16 protein-coding genes are annotated in these 14,555 nt (G+C 68.9%); 10 read left to right on the top strand and 6 right to left on the bottom strand.

The window, feature by feature from the left end:
* Positions 1-3: 3 nt before the first annotated feature.
* From KT882_RS03165 to KT882_RS03205, 9 genes are read left to right on the top strand one after another with little or no spacing between them, the layout of a single operon-like run.
* Positions 4-1,407, top strand: a complete 1,404-nt coding sequence (locus KT882_RS03165) for a type II and III secretion system protein family protein (protein WP_228894396.1) — start codon at positions 4-6, stop codon at positions 1,405-1,407.
* Positions 1,404-1,739 (top strand): hypothetical protein, encoded by a 336-nt coding sequence (locus KT882_RS03170; protein WP_228894397.1) that lies wholly within the window; start codon positions 1,404-1,406, stop codon positions 1,737-1,739. The genes KT882_RS03165 and KT882_RS03170 overlap by 4 nt, the downstream gene beginning before the upstream one ends.
* Complete coding sequence (locus KT882_RS03175; protein ID WP_228894398.1) at positions 1,739-3,184, top strand: pilus assembly protein TadG-related protein; 1,446 nt, start codon at positions 1,739-1,741, stop codon at positions 3,182-3,184. Before KT882_RS03170 ends, KT882_RS03175 begins: the two co-directional genes overlap by 1 nt.
* Positions 3,181-3,642, top strand: coding sequence for a hypothetical protein (locus tag KT882_RS03180; RefSeq protein ID WP_161074610.1), 462 nt, complete (start codon positions 3,181-3,183; stop codon positions 3,640-3,642). The genes KT882_RS03175 and KT882_RS03180 overlap by 4 nt, the downstream gene beginning before the upstream one ends.
* The gene (locus KT882_RS03185; RefSeq protein ID WP_161074609.1) at positions 3,632-4,234 is read left to right on the top strand and encodes a TadE family protein; all 603 of its coding nucleotides are present in this window, start codon (positions 3,632-3,634) and stop codon (positions 4,232-4,234) included. The genes KT882_RS03180 and KT882_RS03185 overlap by 11 nt, the downstream gene beginning before the upstream one ends.
* A 30-nt stretch (positions 4,235-4,264) precedes the next feature.
* The gene (locus KT882_RS03190; protein WP_228894399.1) at positions 4,265-5,440 is read left to right on the top strand and encodes an AAA family ATPase; all 1,176 of its coding nucleotides are present in this window, start codon (positions 4,265-4,267) and stop codon (positions 5,438-5,440) included.
* Between the two features lie 31 nt (positions 5,441-5,471).
* Positions 5,472-6,839, top strand: coding sequence for a CpaF family protein (locus KT882_RS03195; protein WP_161074607.1), 1,368 nt, complete (start codon positions 5,472-5,474; stop codon positions 6,837-6,839).
* Positions 6,840-6,870: 31 nt separating this feature from the next.
* Positions 6,871-7,863: a type II secretion system F family protein gene (locus KT882_RS03200; RefSeq protein WP_228894400.1), complete on the top strand. Its 993-nt coding sequence runs from the start codon at positions 6,871-6,873 to the stop codon at positions 7,861-7,863.
* An 11-nt stretch (positions 7,864-7,874) separates the two neighbouring features.
* A complete protein-coding gene (locus KT882_RS03205; RefSeq protein WP_187358824.1) occupies positions 7,875-8,822 on the top strand; it encodes a type II secretion system F family protein in 948 nt (315 codons plus the stop codon).
* On the opposite strand, the gene KT882_RS03210 is transcribed toward KT882_RS03205, so the two are convergent.
* The 3 genes from KT882_RS03210 to KT882_RS03220 all read right to left on the bottom strand — a co-directional run bounded on the left by KT882_RS03210 (position 8,819) and on the right by KT882_RS03220 (position 11,060).
* Entirely contained in the window at positions 8,819-9,580 is a 762-nt protein-coding gene (locus KT882_RS03210; protein WP_161074605.1) for a GIN domain-containing protein, read from the bottom strand. The genes KT882_RS03205 and KT882_RS03210 overlap by 4 nt on opposite strands.
* Before the next feature lie 47 nt (positions 9,581-9,627).
* Positions 9,628-9,834 (bottom strand): hypothetical protein, encoded by a 207-nt coding sequence (locus KT882_RS03215; RefSeq protein ID WP_161074604.1) that lies wholly within the window; start codon positions 9,832-9,834, stop codon positions 9,628-9,630.
* Between the two features lie 137 nt (positions 9,835-9,971).
* Complete coding sequence (locus tag KT882_RS03220) at positions 9,972-11,060, bottom strand: tartrate dehydrogenase (protein ID WP_228894401.1); 1,089 nt, start codon at positions 11,058-11,060, stop codon at positions 9,972-9,974.
* A gap of 86 nt (positions 11,061-11,146) precedes the next feature.
* On the opposite strand from KT882_RS03220, the gene KT882_RS03225 reads away from it, so the two are divergent.
* Positions 11,147-12,106, top strand: a complete 960-nt coding sequence (locus KT882_RS03225; protein WP_161074602.1) for a LysR family transcriptional regulator — start codon at positions 11,147-11,149, stop codon at positions 12,104-12,106.
* Here KT882_RS03225 and KT882_RS03230 read toward each other — a convergent pair.
* Genes KT882_RS03230 through mscL form a run of 3 tightly spaced genes read right to left on the bottom strand, consistent with a single transcriptional unit; the run spans position 12,046 to position 14,397 of the window.
* Positions 12,046-12,741, bottom strand: a complete 696-nt coding sequence (locus KT882_RS03230; protein ID WP_161074601.1) for a DUF2461 domain-containing protein — start codon at positions 12,739-12,741, stop codon at positions 12,046-12,048. The genes KT882_RS03225 and KT882_RS03230 overlap by 61 nt on opposite strands.
* 15 nt (positions 12,742-12,756) lie before the next feature.
* Positions 12,757-13,929, bottom strand: a complete 1,173-nt coding sequence (locus tag KT882_RS03235; RefSeq protein ID WP_161074600.1) for a S1C family serine protease — start codon at positions 13,927-13,929, stop codon at positions 12,757-12,759.
* A gap of 48 nt (positions 13,930-13,977) precedes the next feature.
* Positions 13,978-14,397, bottom strand: coding sequence for a large conductance mechanosensitive channel protein MscL (gene mscL / locus KT882_RS03240; RefSeq protein WP_161074599.1), 420 nt, complete (start codon positions 14,395-14,397; stop codon positions 13,978-13,980).
* Positions 14,398-14,555 lie beyond the last annotated feature (158 nt).

Raw genomic sequence — 14,555 nt, forward strand, 5'->3', positions numbered from 1 at the left:
GCCATGAAGACCTTGTCCATCCTGACGCTGGCCTGCTGCTTCCAGCAGGCGCTGGCGGCGCCCGCCGGCGAAGGGCCGCGCTGCTCGGGCGAGACGCCGGCCCAGCACAGCCTGGCGCTGCAGCCGGGCAAGTCCACCCTGCTGCGCCTGCCCGAGCCGGTGGCCAGCCGCAGCATAGGCAACCCGGCGGTGGCGCAAGCCATGCTGGTGGCGCCGGACACGCTCTACCTGGCCGGCGTGGATATCGGCAGCACCAATATGGTGGTGCAGGGCAAGAGCGGCAAATGCAGCCTGATCGACCTGGTGGTGGGCATGGACGTGGCCGGCCTGAAAGGCGCGCTTGCCGAGCTGCTGCCGCAGGAGAAATACATCCGCGTGACGGCGGCCGGCGACGCGCTGGTGCTGAGCGGCACGGTGGACGACGGCGCCACGCTGGTGCAGGTGCTGGAGCTGGCGCAGGCCTATGTGCGCCGGCCGGTGCAGCCGCTGGCCGTCGCGCGCGCGGCTGAGGAAAAGGGGGCGCAGTCCGCGCCGGCCGCCGCGCCGGGCGCTCCCGCAGCGGCGGCCGGCCCGAACCTGAGCCGCGTGGTCAACCTGCTGGCCGTGACGGCGCCGCAGCAGGTGATGCTGGAAGTGAAAATCGCCGAGGTGTCCAAGAACCTGCTCGACAAACTGGAGGCGGGCGTGATGCTGCACTACGCCGGCGGCGGCTGGGCCGCCACCGTGCTGTCCAATTTCCTGTCCGGCCTGCCGGGCGGCCGGCTCGACCTGAGCAAGGGCGACAGCAAGCGCATCACGCTGGACGCCGAGCGCAAGGACGGCCTGGTGCGCATCCTGGCCGAGCCCACGGTGATGGCCATCAGCGGCCAGGAGGGCAGCTTCCTGGCCGGCGGCAAGATCTTCATCCCGGTGGCGCAGGACAAGGACAAGGTCACGCTGGAGGAAAAGGAGTTCGGCGTGGGCCTGCGCTTCACGCCCACGGTGCTGGCCGGCGGGCGCATCAACCTGAAGGTGGCGCCGGAAGTGTCGGAGCTGGCGCGCGAGGGCATAGGCATTTCCGCCACCGGCTTTGCCGGCAGCGCCATCCTGCCGCTGATCACCACGCGCCGCGCCACCACCACGGTGCAGCTGTACGACGGCCAGAGCTTCGCCATCGGCGGCCTGATACGCAACACCCAGAACACCACCGTCAAGGGCTTGCCGCTGCTGGGCGAACTGCCGGTGCTGGGTGCGCTGTTCCGCAGCACCGACTTCCAGCATGACCGCAGCGAACTGCTGTTTGTTATCACCGCCCACCTGGTCAAGCCCTTGCCGCCGGGCGAACCGGCGCTGCCCACCGGCAGCATGGCGCCGCCGGCGCGCGGCGAACTGTTTCTGGGCGCGCGCCCGCAAGGAGGACAACCATGACGCCACGCCGATTCCTGCCAGGCCAGCGGTCCGCGCTGCCGCTGCTGCTGTCCGTGCTGCTGTCCGTGCTGCTGTCGGGCTGTGCGGCCGGGCGCACGCAGCAGTCCGGCGCTGGCGCGGCGCCGCTGCCGTTCGGCGAGGCCACTCGCGCCACGCTGGCGCTGCAGATCGCCAACCCGGACGCGGCCCGCCAGGCCCACGCGCGCGGCCAGGCGGCGGCCGGCATGGACGGTGGCGCCGCCGCCCACGCGCAGGGACGCTACCAAAAGAGTTTCACCGAAGCGGCGCCGCAGCAGGGCAGCTTCACCATCGGCGTGAGCGGAGCCAAGTGATGCGCCGCGCCGTCCACTGCAGCCAGGCGCGTCAGCGCGGCGTGCTGTCCATGCTGTTCGCGCTGCTGCTGCCGGTACTGCTGTGCGTGATCGGCATGGCGCTGGACCTGTCCTTGCTGTACCAGCAGAAGAGCCGCCTGCAAAATCTGGCGGATGCGGCGGCGCTGGCCGCCGCGCGCTCGCTGGACGGCACGGCGGCCGGCGTGGACACTGCCGCCGACCAGGCCCGCATCGTGGCCGAACAGCAGAGCTATCAGGGAGGGGCGCTGTCATGGAAGCCGGCCGCGCTCAGATTCAGCGCCACCCCGGATGCGCCGGACGCGGCCTGGCTGGACGCGGCCGGCGCCGCCGCCGCGCCGGCCGGCGTGGCCTACGCCAAGGTGGACACCAGGGAGCTGGACGCTGGCGCGGTCGGTACCGTCTTCCTGCGCATGGCCGGCGTTGCCGGGCAGCTGACCATGGCGGGCCGCGCCGTGGCCGGGCGCGCGCGGGCGCAGGTGACGCCGCTGGCCATCTGCGCCATGGGGGGCGCCAGCACCACGCGCATCAATCCCGGCGCCGCCTCCAGCGGTGCGGGCGCCGGCGCGCAGGAGCTGCTGACATACGGCTTTCGCTACGGCGTGTCCTACAACCTGCTCAAGCTGAACGCCGAGGCGAACACCACCACGGCGGAATACTTCCTGGTCGATCCTTTCCAATATGCCGGCCCCGCACCGGGGCCGGTGCAGCAGACCGGCGACGCGGTGCTGGCGCCTTTTATGTGCAGCGGCACGGTGCAGTTGCCGCGCGTCACGGGCGCCACGCTCAGGCTGCGCCGGCCGGCCGGCTTCACGCTGGGCGAGCAGCTCAATTCGCGCTTCGGCGTGTATGGCGGCGGCGCGCTGGCCTGCGTGCCGGCCAGCGCGCCGCCGGACACCAATGTGCGCGAATTCGGCACGGCCAGCGCCGCGACCTGGATGGTGCCGGCGCCCACCGGCCCCAGCGCGCAGCCGGCCGTGGCAGCGGCCGGCCAGAAATACAACACCGTGGCCGACCGCGCCACCGGCCCGGCCGATGCGGCCGCGTATGGCCCGCTGTGGACATACGGCCCCGCCAAACAGGCTGCGGGCGGCGCGGCCATCCTCCGCAGCCAGTGGCCCTTCCTGTATCCGGTGACTGCCGGCCCGGTGCCCTCGGCCCCCGCATACACGGCGACGGCGCCGTATTTCCGCACCAGCGGCAGCTATTTCCTGGCGCCGTCCCAGCCGGCCCTCGCTGGGCGGCGCGTGCTGACGATCCCGCTGCTGCAATGCCCGGTGGCGCCCGGCGCCGACACGCAGGCGCCGGCCCTGGCGCTGGGCCGCTTCCTGATGACGGCGCAAGCCGGCCCGGCCGGCGTGTACGGCGAATTTATCGGCGTGGCCGATGAAAACGATCTGGGCGGCAGTGTGGAGCTGTACCGATGAAGACGGCGCTGCGCAGGGGCCGCGCGCGCGGCGCCATCCTGGTGGAGCTGGCGCTGATCCTGCTGCTGACGTATTGGGTCGCGCCTTGCGTGCTGACGGTGGGGCGCGCCATGCGCCAGCAGATGCTGCTGGAAAAAGCGGCCTACGCGGCGGCGAGCCGGATGGCGTCGCTGCCGCGCCTGCAGATGGGCAAGGTGGCCAGTTATCAGCAGGCGGAGGCGGCGGTGCGCGCCCAGGTCCTGGCGCAGCTGGAGAGCGAGCATGTCGACACCTCGGATCTGAGCCTGGCCGTGGTGTGCGATGCCGCCTGCGGCGTCGCCGCCAGTTTGCCGCAGCGTATCAGGGTGAGCATGCTGCTGACCGTGCGCGCCGCCCAGTGGGATGGCCTGAGCGGCTTTCTGCTGGGCCACGACGGCTTGCTGCTGCGGACGGACGTGGTGCTGCGCTATGAAAACTGAACGCCGTGCGGCCGGCGCCGTGCTGGTCGAGCTGGTGCTCGCGCTGCCGCTGTTCCTGGTGGTGATGTACGGTCTGCTGGAGTGCGCCCGCCTGGTCTATCTGTGGAACACGCTGCAGGCAGTCACGCGCGCCGCCGTGCGCGCCGCCGCCGTCACCGACTACAACGACGCGGCGGCGATGGAACAGCTGCGCCAGCGCGCGCTGCTGCGCGCCGGCGCCGGTGCGCTGGCGATGGGAGCGCCGGTCGACGGCAGCTATCTGCGCATCGAGTACCTGTGGCAGGACGCAGCCGGCGCGCTGCAGCCGGTAGCGCAGGGCGCGCGCGCGCCGTGCCCGGCGCTGAACCTGCTGTACTGCCTGCGCAACCCGAACGGCAGCGACTGCATCCGCTTTGTGCGCGCCCGCATCTGCAGCCCGGCCGACGCAGCCAGCTGCCAGCCGGTGCCGTTCCAGCCGCTGCTGCCGCCTTTGCCGCGCATGGACTGGCAAGGCCTGGCCTTGCCGCCCTCGGATTCCACGGCGCGCGCCGGCGCGCTGGGATACCAGCCGGGCAGCGCGCTGTGCGCCGCGCCTGCCCCGCCGCCTCCCTGACACGGCGCACCATTTGAGGAAGGAATGACCATGAAAGCCTTGATCATAAGCCGCGACAATCTGCTGCACGCCGAAGTGGCGGCGCAGGGATCGGCGCGCATGCCAGCGGTGCAGCTGGTGGCCTCGCGCCTGGGCCTGCGCGACGCGGTCGAGCGCGTGCTGGCCGAGGCGCCCGAACTGGTGATACTCGACGCCAGCGAGGTGCAGCCGGAGGAGGCCGAGCTGGTCGAGCGCCTGGTCAAGCACTATCCGCGCGCCTGCTGCATGCTGCTCACGCGCGGGCCGCAGCAGGAGCTGCTGATACGCGCCATGCGCGCCGGCATGCGCGAGGTGCTGCCGCTGCCGCTGGTGCACCGCGCCTTCCACGAGGCGATGGACCGCATCGAGGTGGAGACCGGCGTGGCCCATATGCGCGACGGCAAGGCGCTGGCCTTCATCTCCTGCAAGGGCGGCAGCGGCGCCACCTTCCTGGCCACCAATTTCGGCTACGCGCTGGCGGTGCTGGCCGAGCGCAAGGTGCTGCTGATCGACCTGCACGGCCAGTTCGGCGACGCCACCCTGTACGTGTCGGACCAGAAGCCGGCCATGACGCTGTCCGACATCTGCGCGCAGATCGCGCGCATGGACGGCGCCTTCCTCGATTCCTGCCTGGTGCACGTCACGCCCAATTTCGGCGTGCTGGCGGCGGCCGACGATCCGCACCAGGCCGGGACCATGAAGCCGGAGCACATGGACGCCATCATGCGCGTGGCGCGCCAGCACTACGACTACATCGTGCTGGACGTGGGGCGCCAGATCGACGCCATCTCGCTGCGCGCGCTCGACAGCGCGGACGCCATCTATCCGGTGCTGCAACTGGCGCTGCCGGACATCCGCGACGGCCGCCGCCTGCTCGACATCTTCCGCTCGCTCGGCTATCCGGGCGAACGCATCCGCCTGATCGTCAACCGCTACGAGCGCGGCGGCAAGCTGCGCCTGGCCGACCTGGAACAGGCGCTGGGCGCGGAGGTGATGCACACGGTGCCGAACGACTACCTGTCCGCCACCGATTCGGTCAACCAGGGCGTGCCGCTGCTGCAGCTCTCGCGCAGCAGCCCGGTGGCGCGCAGCCTGGCCGACCTGGTGGAAGTGGTGACGGCGCGCCGCGTCCCGGAAAGCAAGGGCCTGTTCGACCGCCTGTTCGGCCGCAGCGAGTCTGAACTCTAGTTCGACCTGTAACCCATACGAGGAGAAGATCATGAGTTTGCGCGAACGCCTGGCCAGTGGCGACGAAACAAGGGGCAGCGCCGGCGTGGTCGGCCTGCATCCGGGGGCCATGGGCAGCCTGCCCGACGCGGCCTACCAGGCGCTGCGCAAGACCATGCACCAGACCATCCTGGACCGCATCGACCTGGAGCGCCTGAAGCGGCTCACGCCGGAGCAGTTCAAGCACGAGCTGGCGCTGCTGGTGCAGCGCGTGATCGAGGACGAGCGCATCGTTCTGAACCAGCAGGAGCGGCACCGCCTGGTGCTCGACATCCAGCACGAGATGCTGGGCTTCGGCCCGCTCGAGCCGCTGCTGGCGGACGCCGGCGTGTCCGACATCCTGGTCAACACCTGGGCCAAAGTGTATGTGGAGCGGGGAGGCCGGCTTGAACTGAGCGGCGTGACCTTCCACGACAACGCCCACCTGATGAAGATCATCGAGAAGATCGTCTCGCGCGTGGGGCGCCGCATCGACGAATCGAGCCCCATGGTGGACGCGCGCCTGCCGGACGGCTCGCGCGTGAACGCCATCATCCCGCCGCTGGCGATCGACGGTCCCATGCTGTCGATCCGCCGCTTCGCCGTGCAGCCGCTGACGATGGCCAATCTGCTGGCCTACAAGAGCGTCACCCCGCCCATGGTCCAGGTGCTGGAGGCGCTGGGCCACGCCAAGATCAACATCCTTATTTCGGGCGGCACCGGCAGCGGCAAGACCACCTTGCTCAACGTGCTGTCCGGCTTCATTCCCGGCAGCGAGCGCGTGGTCACCATCGAGGACGCGGCCGAGCTGCAGCTGCGCCAGCCGCACGTGGTGCGGCTGGAAACGCGGCCGCCCAATATCGAGGGCAAGGGCGAGGTCACGCAGCGCGCGCTGGTGCGCAACGCGCTGCGCATGCGGCCGGACCGCATCGTCCTGGGAGAGGTGCGCGGCGCCGAGGCGGTCGACATGCTGCAGGCCATGAACACCGGCCACGAGGGCTCGCTGGCCACCATCCACTCCAATTCGCCGCGCGACGCCTTGTCGCGGCTGGAGAATATGGTCGGCATGGCGGGGCTCACGCTCACGCCGCGCGCCACCCGCCAGCAGATCTGCTCGGCGTTGACGGTGGTGATGCAGGTGTCGCGCCTGACCGACGGCGCGCGCAAGCTGGTCAGCCTGCAGGAGATCACCGGCATGGAGGGCGACATGATCGCCATGCACGAGATTTTCCGCTACGAGCAAACCGGCGTGGACGCCGAGGGCAAGGTGCAGGGCCAGTTCCGCGCCACCGGCGTGCGGCCGCGCTTTGCGGACCGGCTGCGCATGTTCGGCGCGGCCGTGCCGGACAGCGCCTTCGACCCGGACAAGATTTACGAGTAAGCACGCCGTCCGTCCCTTCACAGGAGCTGCCATGGACCTGGTCTTTTCCGCATTTGCCGTGCTGCTGTTCGCCGCCGTGATCCTGCTGATCGAGGGCGCCTGGCTCTGGTGGTCCGGCACGCACGGCGGCGGCGCGCGCCGCATAGCGCGCCGCCTGGAGCTGATGGCCGCGCGCGGCGAGGACGGCGCCCTGGCGCCGCGCGTCACCATCCTCAAGCAGCGCCGCTACAGCGCCGCGCCCTGGCTGGAAGCGCTGCTGCGGCGTCCCCGGCTGCTGCCGCTGGCGGTGCTGCTGGACCGGCTGCTGCTGCAGGCGGGAATGGGCTGGAGCGTGGCGCGCCTGCTGGGTGTGCAGGCCGGGCTGCTGCTGGCCGCCGCCGTGGCGCCGCCGCTGGCCGGCCTGCCGCGCCCCGCGCACCTGCTGGCCCTCGCGGCGGCCTTGCTGGCGCCGGCGCTGCTGCTATACCGGGCGCGCAGCGCGCGCCTGGCCAGGCTGCAGGAGCAGTTGCCCGAGGCGGCGGACTTCCTCAGCCGCGCTCTGCGCGCCGGCCACTCCTTCGCCAACGTGCTGCACATGGTGGGCAACGAGATGCCGGAGCCCATAGGCAGCGAATTCCGCACCGCCTACGAGGAGATCAACTACGGCGTGCCGATGAACGAAGCCTTGCACAACCTGGGCGCGCGCATTCCGCTGACCGATCTGCGCTACCTGGTGATCGCGGTGCTGATCCAGCGCGAGTCGGGCGGCAATCTGGCTGAATTGCTGGGCAATATCGCGCGCATGGTGCGCGCCCGCCTGCGCCTGCTGGGGCAGATCCGCGTGCTCACGGCCGAGGGCCGCATGTCGGCCTGGATACTGGGCTTGCTGCCGCTGGGCGCCATCGCCATGATGTCGCTCACCAGCTACGAGTACATCAGCGTGCTGTGGACCGACCCGGGCGGCGTGAAAATGCTGTGGTACGGCGCCGGGGCCATGCTGGCCGGGCTGCTGTGGATGCGCCAGCTGATCAGGATACGCCTGTGAACGCGCCGGCACTGGACCTGAACCACCTGCTGTTCCTGCTGGTGGTCTTCGTGGTGGTGGCGCTGGTGGCGCTGGCGGCCATGGCGCTGCTGGTCCCCGGCGCGCTGCGCCAGCGCCTGGCTGCGCACGCGCTGCCGGAGAGCCGCGTGGACGCGCCGTCCGGCTGGGTGGAGAAGGCGGCCAAGGTGGCGCAGCCCTTTGTGCGGCTGTCGCTGCCGGAGGAGGGCTGGGAGCGTTCGCCGCTGCGCACCCGCTTCATGACGGCAGGCTGGCGCCACGCCTCGGCGCCCACGCTGTACTTCGCGGCCAAGACGCTGCTGTCGCTGCTGTTGCCGGCGCTGCTGGCCGTGCTGGCCTGGGCCTTGTCGGCGGACGCGCCGGGCGGCGCCGTGGGGCGCGGCTGGCTGGCCGCGCTGCTGGGTTCAGCGGCGCTGGGCTACTACCTGCCCAACGTGCTGCTGGCGCGCACCGCCGCCGCGCGCCAGCGCGACATCTTCGAGCATCTGCCGGACGCGCTGGACTTGCTGACGGTGTGCGTGGAGGCGGGCCTGAGCCTGGAGCGCGCGCTGGCCAAGGTGGCCGGCGAGGTGCACCTCAAGAGCGTGGTGCTGGCGCAGGAGCTGCAGCTGGTGCTGATGGAAATGCGGGCCGGCTTCAGCAAGGAGCGGGCCTTGCGCAACCTGGCGCTGCGCAGCGGCGTGGAGGACGTGGACACGCTGGTGGCCATGCTGATCCAGTCCGAGCGCTTCGGCACCAGCATGGGCGACTCGCTGCGGGTGCATGCGGAGAATTTGCGCGGCAAGCGCAGCATGATGGCGGAAGAGGCGGCGGCGAAGATCGCGCTGAAGATGCTGTTCCCGCTGATCTTCTGCATCTTCCCCACGCTGATGATGGTGCTGCTCGGGCCGGCCCTGATACAGCTGGGTAAAGTGATGCTGCCGGCCGCCGGCGCGCACTAGTTCCAGGCCACGCTGCCCAGGCCGCGCGCGCTGGCGCTGCGGTTGGCGGGCTTGCCGTACACGGTGGCCGAACCCAGGCCGGTCAGGCGCAGATTGGCGCTGGTCTTGGCGTACACCGTGGCGCCGCCCAGGCCGCTCAGGTCCACGTCCACGCTGTCGGCGCGCAGCTGCTGCGCGTCCAGGCTGCCGATGCCGCCCAGCTTGGCGTTCAGGCTTTTGCTTTGGCCGCTGACCACGATCTGCCCCGCGCCGCGCAAATCCAGGCCGACTGTTTCAGCCTCGCCGGCGTTCAGGTGCATGCTGCCCACGCCGGTCAGTCTGGCGTTCACGTTGCGGTAGCGCGAGGTGACGTTGACGGCGCCCGCGCCTTCGAGCGCCAGGCGCATTTCGTCGCCGGTGAAGCCGCTCACGTCGGCCGAGCCCACGCCGGCCGACACCAGTTCGCGCAGATTGGGCAGCGTCAGTTCAGCGCGCAGCTGGTGGTTGTGCAGCTGCACGCCGTTCAGTTCCGTGCCGATGCGCAGCGTGTCGCCGTTCTGCACCACAGTCACCTTGGTCAGGTAGCGCTTGTCGCCGCTGACCACCAGCGAGGCGGTCGCGCCCTGCTTGACATTGAGGCTGATGACGCCGTCGAGCACCACCTTCACGGCACGCGCATCGATGCGGCGGCTTTCGCTGGCCATCTCCTGTGCGATGGTGGCGCCGTGCGCCGCGTACAGGGTGGCTGCCATCATCGTTGCGCTGATAAAGTTGTTCATTGCGTGCTCCGTGGAAGTGGTGTGCTGCCTGCTGGGCAGATACTGCGTTAGTTGGCGAGCGCTGCTTTTTCGGCGGCGCTCAGCCGTTTGGCGGTAATCGTCACCACGGGCATGGCGGCGGCGGGAGCCTTGGCCACCACGGCGGCGGGAGCGGCCGGTGCGGTCACCGGCACGGCGGCGGTAGCGAAGCTGGCGACGCTGGCCAGGGCTACTGCGGCGATGAAGATGGCTTCCATGTTTTTAGCGATGTTCATGATGTTTCTCCTTGTCTGGTGGGTGCTGCGTGTGTGTTTGCGTTTGCGTTGAGTGAACTATAGATAAACACACGGCGGCACTCCACCGGAGTGCGACGAACTGCCAATTCGGCGACATGAACTGCAAATTAAGGCACTTAAATCAGCGCGGCCACCGCCTTTCCCATGTCGGTGGTGCTGGCCGTGCCGCCCATGTCGGGCGTGCGCGGGCCATCCACCAGCACGGTCTCGATGGCGCGCATGATGTCGCCCTGCGCGGCCTGGAAGGTGGCCTGCTGGGCGGCGTCGCCTTGGCCGAGGAAGTCCAGCATCAGCGCGCCGGACCAGATCATGGCCACGGGGTTGGCGATGTTCTTGCCCGCGATGTCGGGCGCCGAGCCGTGCACCGGCTCGAACAGCGAGGGGAACACGCGCTCCGGGTTCAGGTTGGCCGACGGCGCTATGCCTATGGTGCCGGTGCAGGCCGGCCCCAGGTCGGACAGGATGTCGCCGAACAGGTTGGAGGCCACCACCACGTCGAAGCGCTCGGGGCTGAGCACGAAGCGCGCCGCCAGGATGTCGATGTGGTACTGGTCCCAGCGCACCTCGGGGTACTCGCCCGCCATTTTCTTCACCCGCTCGTCCCAGTAAGGCATGCTGATGGCGATGCCGTTGGACTTGGTGGCCGAGGTCAGGTGTTTTTTCGGGCGGCTCTGCGCCAGCTCGAAGGCGTACTTCAGGATGCGGTCCACGCCCTTGCGCGTGAACACCGCCTCCTGCAGCACCGTTTCGCGCTCCGTGCCTTCGAAGATGCGGCCGCCCACGGACGAGTATTCGCCCTCGGTGTTCTCGCGCACCACGTAGAAATCGATGTCGCCGGGCTGCTTGTTGGCCAGCGGGCAGGGCACGCCCGGCATCAGGCGCACCGGGCGCAGGTTCACATACTGGTCGAACTCGCGGCGGAACTTGATGAGCGAGCCCCACAGCGAAACATGGTCGGGCACCGTGTCCGGCCAGCCGACGGCGCCGAAGTAGATGGCGTCGAAGTCCTTCAGCTGGGCGAACCAGTCGTCCGGCATCATCTTGCCGTGCCGGGCGTAGTAGCTGCAGTCGGCCCATTCAAAGGTGGTGAATTCCAGCGCGAGCTTGTGCTTGCGCGCTGCGGCCTGGACGGCGCGCAGGCCTTCCGGCATGACTTCCTGGCCTATGCCGTCGCCGGCGATGACTGCGATGCGGTGCGTTTTCATGGATCCTCCGGTTGATGTGGGATCCAGCATAGCGTTAATCGGCAGCGCTATAATCGGCTGATTCGTAATCCCGGCGTGCACACATCGTGAACAATCAACCCCTGCTGGCCGATCTGCGCCTGTTTTCCACCTTGGTGCGCGAGCGCGGCTTTGCCGCCGCCGCCCGCTCCCTGGGCGTGTCGAATGCCTATGTCAGCAAGCGCATCGCGCTGCTGGAGCAGTCGCTGCAGGTGAAGCTGCTGCACCGGACCACGCGCAGCGTGGCCGTGACGGAGCAGGGCGGCGTGGTGCTGCAGTGGGCGCTGCGGATACTGGAGGACGTGGACCAGATGCGCGACGCGGTCTCGAGCGGGCAGAGCGCGCCCAGCGGCCTGCTGCGCATCTGCACCAGCTCCGGTTTCGGCCGCAACCGCGTGGCGCCCGCCATCTCGGCGCTGGCGCTGCGCTATCCTGCGCTGGAGGTGCAACTGGAACTGCTGGACCGTCCGGTGGACCTGATAGGCGAAGGCTTCCATCTTGATATCCGCGTGGGCGAGGCGCACGAGCCCCACCTGATGGCGCGCCGCATCGCCGCCAACCAGCGGGTGCTGTGCGCGGCGCCGTCCTACCTGGCGCGGCACGGCGCGCCGGCCACGCTGGCCGAGCTGGCGCAGCACCGCTGCATCGTCATCCGCGAGCGCGACCAGGACGTTGGACGCTGGCTGCTGGCCGGCCCGGACGGCGTGGAAGCGGTGAAGGTGGCGGGGGCGCTATCGGCCAATAACGGCGAGATCGTGCACCAGTGGGCGCTGGACGGCCACGGCATCATCCTGCGTTCGGTGTGGGACGTGGGGCCGGCGCTGGCGCGCGGCGAGCTGCAACGGGTGCTGCCGGCCTACGCGCAGCCGGCCGACGTGTGGGCCGTGTTCGCGTCGCGGCTGTCCACCTCGGCCAAGGTGCGGGTGTGCGTGGAGTTTATCGAGCAGTGGCTGGCGCGGGAAGCCGCTCAGGCTTCGGTTTCTTCTTCTTCCACCTTGGCCGAGCGCATCCAGGTCACCAGGGGGTAGGCGTCCTTCAGGCCGTTGGCGATCAGTGGCAGCAGCAGGTCCGGCTTGTTCAGGTCCAGCTGCATCTCGGTCCACACGAAGAAGCTTTTCAGCTTGATGAACTCGATGTGCTCATGGTCCGCGTCGAAGCCCTTGGGCGGGCGCTGCAGCTTGCCTTCGTCCTGGATGGTGCCGTAGCGCGCCTTCAGCGCCTTGTTCTTCAGCGCCTTGGAAAAGCCGGCCGCGTCTTCCACCATGTGGCGGCGCAGCGCCTTGGTGCGCTCCGGCGGCGGCATGTACTCGCCGGCGCCGAACAGCAAACGGCCTTCGCCGTCCAGCTGGAAGTAATAGGTCGGGCCGCCCGCCTTGGACGGGCGGCGCATGTCGTTGGGCGCGATGGCGGCCGAGAAGCGCGTCTTGTACGGGCTCTTGTCGTGGGCGAAGCGCACGTCGCGGTTGATGCGGAACATGGCCTTCTTCGGATTGCAGAACTTCACCGCCGGGTCGAACTTGCCCAGCTCGGCGATGACCTGGGTGACCACCTCCAGGAATTCTTCGCGCAGGATGTCGTAGCGCGGCTTGTTCATGATGAACCAGGGGCGGTTGTTGTTGTCGGCCAGTTCGGTGAGGTAGTTCTTCAGGTCGCGCAGGTGCATAGGGGATAGGGATGGTTAGCGTGAAACAGGGCGCTTGCCCACGGTGATGGCAAGCTCCGTCTCGCGGCTCTTGCGCAGCACCCGCATTGTAGCTTTTTCGCCCGGCGGCAGCTGGGCGATCAGGTTCAGCATGTCGTTGGTGTCGGCCACGGTCTTGCCTTCGACCGACAGCAGGATGTCGCCCGGCTTCATGCCGCCCTTGTCGGCCGGGCCGTTGCGCACCACGCCGGCGATGATGGCGCCGGTCTGCACCTTGAGGCCGAAGCTGTCGGCCAGCTCGGGTGTGATCTCCTGCGACTCCACCCCTATCCAGCCGCGCACCACGTGGCCGGAGGCGATGATGGCATCCATCACGGTTTTCGCGGTGGAGACCGGGATGGCGAAGCCGATGCCGACCGAGCCGCCGGTCTGCGAGTAAATCGCCGAGTTGATGCCCAGCAGCTTGCCGCTGGTGTCGATCAGCGCGCCGCCCGAGTTGCCGAAATTGATGGCGGCGTCGGTCTGGATGAAGTTTTCAAAGTTGTTGATGTGCAGATTGTTGCGCCCCAGGGCGGAAATAATGCCCATGGTCACGGTCTGGCCCACGCCGAAGGGGTTGCCGATGGCCAGCACCACGTCGCCCACGCGTGCCTGGTCGGCCTGGCCCAGTACGATTACCGGCAGCTTGTCGAGGTCCACCTTGATCACGGCCAGGTCGGTTTCCGGGTCGGTGCCCACCACCTTGGCGGCGGCCTTGCGGCCGTCGGCCAGCACCACCTGGATCTCGTCGGCGGCGTCCACCACGTGGTTGTTGGTGAGGATGTAGCCCTGGGCGCTGACGATGACGCCCGAGCCCAGGCTGGACTGGTCGTCCTCGTCGCCGTCACGGTCGCGGTCGCCGAAGAATTTTTTGAAGAAGGGGTCGCGCGTCAGCGGATGCTTGCGGCGCGGGGCCTTGGTGGTGAGCACGTTGACCACCGCCGGCATGGCCAGCGCGGCGGCCGCGCGGTAGGAACCGGGGGAGGGCGGGGAATTGCCGCCGAGTAAGGCGCTGCGGGCGGCGCCAGACTGCGGCGCCGGGGCCGCGCCGCCGGATAGTCCGGACCATCCGGGCAGGCCGGGCCAGTCCGGCCGCATGGCGCTGTGCACGAAGTACAGCGCCAGGACCACGGTCACCACCTGAGCAAACAATAACCACAGTCGTCGCATGTCACCGCCCTTGGGGTTGCCGCCGGGACGGTCTGCGTGCCGTCCGGCTTATTTTTTCAGTGCGTCGCGGATTTCGCGCAGCAGCAGGATGTCCTCGGCGGTCGGCGCCGGCGCCTCCACCGCGACGGGTTCGGCTTTGCGGGCTTTCTGCAGCAGGCGCACCATCTGGAAGATGATGAACGCCAGGATGACAAAGTTTAACAGGATGGTCAGAAAGTTACCGTACGCCAGCACGGCGCCCAGTTTCTTGGCTTCGGCCAGGCTCAGGCTGGCGGCCTGGCCGTTCAGCGGCAGGTAGTAGTTGGCGAAGTCCAGTCCGCCGATCAGCTTGCCGATCGGCGGCATGATGATGTCCTGCACCAGCGAGTCGACGATCTTGCTGAAGGCCGCGCCGACGATCACGCCGACCGCCAGGTCGACCACATTGCCCTTCATGGCGAAGTCTTTGAATTCCTGCATCATGCCCATGGTGTACTCCTTGCTATGTTGTGTGGCTGATCATAACGTGTTTTTTAGCAACTGGTCGATAGTCTAAGGCGATCGTGTTGGGGCGGAATTTAGACAAATGCAACGTTTCGCTTTAAAACGGTTTTGGCTTCACCTATAATCGAAGGTTGCTGGAAGCT

It is taken from the genome of Pseudoduganella aquatica (assembly GCF_020865585.1).
Taxonomy (GTDB): Bacteria; Pseudomonadota; Gammaproteobacteria; order Burkholderiales; family Burkholderiaceae_D; genus Rugamonas; species Rugamonas aquatica_A.

Coding starts and splice junctions, on each gene's coding strand:
- KT882_RS03215 (WP_161074604.1), bottom strand. CDS start 9,834: ATGAACATCGCTAAAAACATGGAAGCCATCTTCATCGCCGCAGTAGCC.
- KT882_RS03185 (WP_161074609.1), top strand. CDS start 3,632: ATGAAAACTGAACGCCGTGCGGCCGGCGCCGTGCTGGTCGAGCTGGTG.
- KT882_RS03165 (WP_228894396.1), top strand. CDS start 4: ATGAAGACCTTGTCCATCCTGACGCTGGCCTGCTGCTTCCAGCAGGCG.
- KT882_RS03230 (WP_161074601.1), bottom strand. CDS start 12,741: ATGCACCTGCGCGACCTGAAGAACTACCTCACCGAACTGGCCGACAAC.
- KT882_RS03220 (WP_228894401.1), bottom strand. CDS start 11,060: ATGAAAACGCACCGCATCGCAGTCATCGCCGGCGACGGCATAGGCCAG.
- KT882_RS03195 (WP_161074607.1), top strand. CDS start 5,472: ATGAGTTTGCGCGAACGCCTGGCCAGTGGCGACGAAACAAGGGGCAGC.
- KT882_RS03210 (WP_161074605.1), bottom strand. CDS start 9,580: ATGAACAACTTTATCAGCGCAACGATGATGGCAGCCACCCTGTACGCG.
- KT882_RS03190 (WP_228894399.1), top strand. CDS start 4,265: ATGAAAGCCTTGATCATAAGCCGCGACAATCTGCTGCACGCCGAAGTG.
- KT882_RS03235 (WP_161074600.1), bottom strand. CDS start 13,929: ATGCGACGACTGTGGTTATTGTTTGCTCAGGTGGTGACCGTGGTCCTG.
- KT882_RS03200 (WP_228894400.1), top strand. CDS start 6,871: ATGGACCTGGTCTTTTCCGCATTTGCCGTGCTGCTGTTCGCCGCCGTG.
- KT882_RS03180 (WP_161074610.1), top strand. CDS start 3,181: ATGAAGACGGCGCTGCGCAGGGGCCGCGCGCGCGGCGCCATCCTGGTG.
- mscL (WP_161074599.1), bottom strand. CDS start 14,397: ATGGGCATGATGCAGGAATTCAAAGACTTCGCCATGAAGGGCAATGTG.
- KT882_RS03170 (WP_228894397.1), top strand. CDS start 1,404: ATGACGCCACGCCGATTCCTGCCAGGCCAGCGGTCCGCGCTGCCGCTG.
- KT882_RS03175 (WP_228894398.1), top strand. CDS start 1,739: ATGCGCCGCGCCGTCCACTGCAGCCAGGCGCGTCAGCGCGGCGTGCTG.